General features: G+C 67.0%; 3 protein-coding genes. 2 read left to right on the top strand and 1 reads right to left on the bottom strand.

From position 1 onward, the window contains the following. Positions 1–207 precede the first annotated feature (207 nt). Positions 208–615, bottom strand: coding sequence for an ATP-binding protein (locus tag ACZ592_RS34680; protein WP_471585687.1), 408 nt, complete (start codon positions 613–615; stop codon positions 208–210). 174 nt (positions 616–789) lie between these two features. On the opposite strand from ACZ592_RS34680, the gene ACZ592_RS34685 reads away from it, so the two are divergent. Continuing rightward, on the top strand, positions 790–1,194 hold the full coding sequence (locus ACZ592_RS34685) for an STAS domain-containing protein (RefSeq protein ID WP_471585688.1): 405 nt from the start codon (positions 790–792) through the stop codon (positions 1,192–1,194). Positions 1,195–1,296: 102 nt separating this feature from the next. Beyond that, positions 1,297–1,470 carry a CsbD family protein gene (locus ACZ592_RS34690; RefSeq protein ID WP_471585689.1) on the top strand — a complete coding sequence of 58 codons (174 nt, stop codon included), beginning with the start codon at positions 1,297–1,299 and terminating at the stop codon, positions 1,468–1,470. Positions 1,471–1,592 lie beyond the last annotated feature (122 nt).

Here is a 1,592-nt window from a genome sequence, read left to right on the forward strand (position 1 = left end):
TAGGCACGCTCGATCAGAGACTCCTCAACCGCCCGGGTCGTGGTGTGCGTCTGCTCATCGACTGCCACGGTACGCATGATGTCCCGCCCCTATCTCTGCTCGCTCCAGGTAACTGTCCCGCGTCCTGGTACCCCTGACCCAAGGGCATATGCATGAGGACGAGCGGGGGCTTCACTGTTGACAGGACCTGCCCGATCTCTGCGGTGTTCAGGGAAGCTTCAGCGCCGCGGTGATCGTCTTGCCGTCCGGCTCCACCGCGACGTCCAGGCGCGAGCACAGGCGCCGGACAACCATCCAGCCGTGCCCGCCCGGCATGCCCGGAGCCACCGGCTGGCGCCGCGGCACGTCAGTGGACCCGTCACTGACGCTCAGTTCGAACTCGTCGCCGTTGAACCGCGCGCCGAACCGGGTGACGCCTCCCGCGTGCAGCAGGGCGTTGGCCGTCAGTTCACTGACCACGAGCAGCGCGTCGTCACGCAGGCGCTGGGCGTCGGCCGGTGGCAAGCTGCGGCACACCACCGTCAGCGCCTCGCGGACCACGGACCGCGCGTCCGCACAGCTGATGTCCTCTGTTTCCACTGTTTTCACTGATTCCACTGCCTCGACAACGCGCATAGCAGCGTTCGTCCTTTCCCCGTACGTGCCTGGACACCGACCTCGTGCCTTCGGTACCTTCCCGCTTGCCCGGCCCGGTCGGGCCCACACCCCTTCCCGCCGCACAGGTCCCGGAATGGATCAATCGCCGCCTCCCCTCGTCGGTGGGATGCGGGCATGTGGGAAAGTCTGGGGATGGTTTCCGACAGACAGAGCATCGACGTCACCCGGCACGACCGGGTCACCGTCGTCTCCTTCCGCAACGAGCTCGACCTCGAAGACACGACCGAGGCAACGTTGGCGCTGTCCCGTGCGCTCACGGACCCCGACACGGCGGGAACTCTGCTCGATCTGACTGACCTCACCTTCGCCGACAGCACCCAGCTCAACGTGATTCTGCGCGCTCACTCCGAACACCAGGACGCCCTGCGGCCCTTCGTCCTCTCCGGCCCCTACCAGACGGGCATCTCGCGGCTCCTCGACGTCACCGGCGTCACCAGCCTTCTGGAGATGGCCGACACCTACGAGGACGGCATACGACGCGTTCACGCACTGCGCGACAGCGGCAGGATCGCCGCGCCGGACGACGCGGGACACTGACCGGACCGGCAAAGGGGTGGGCCCGATGATGTTTGCCGGCTGCCTCAGTGGCCACACGGAGGGCCAGGACATGATGTCGATGCCGAAGGAGCGTGAGCGGGCATGACCGCCAGTGAGAAGGCCAAGGCGAAGACCGACCAGGCCGTCGGTGCCGCGAAGGAAGCCGCCGGACGTGCCGTGGGCAATGAGAGCCTCACCGGCGAAGGCCGCGCCCAGCAGATGAAGGGCGACGCCCGCCAGGCCAAGGAAAAGGCCAAGGACATCGGCAAGCACTGACCCGTACGACGCGACAGGTGGAGGGGGGGGGCGAGTTTCTGGTCACCCCTCCCCCTCTCTGGGATGGTCGGGGGGTGAACAGAGTGGAACATGAGGCGTGGAAGGCCCCTCCCCAACAAGGA

The sequence above is a fragment of the Streptomyces sp. NPDC040622 genome (assembly GCF_055593965.1).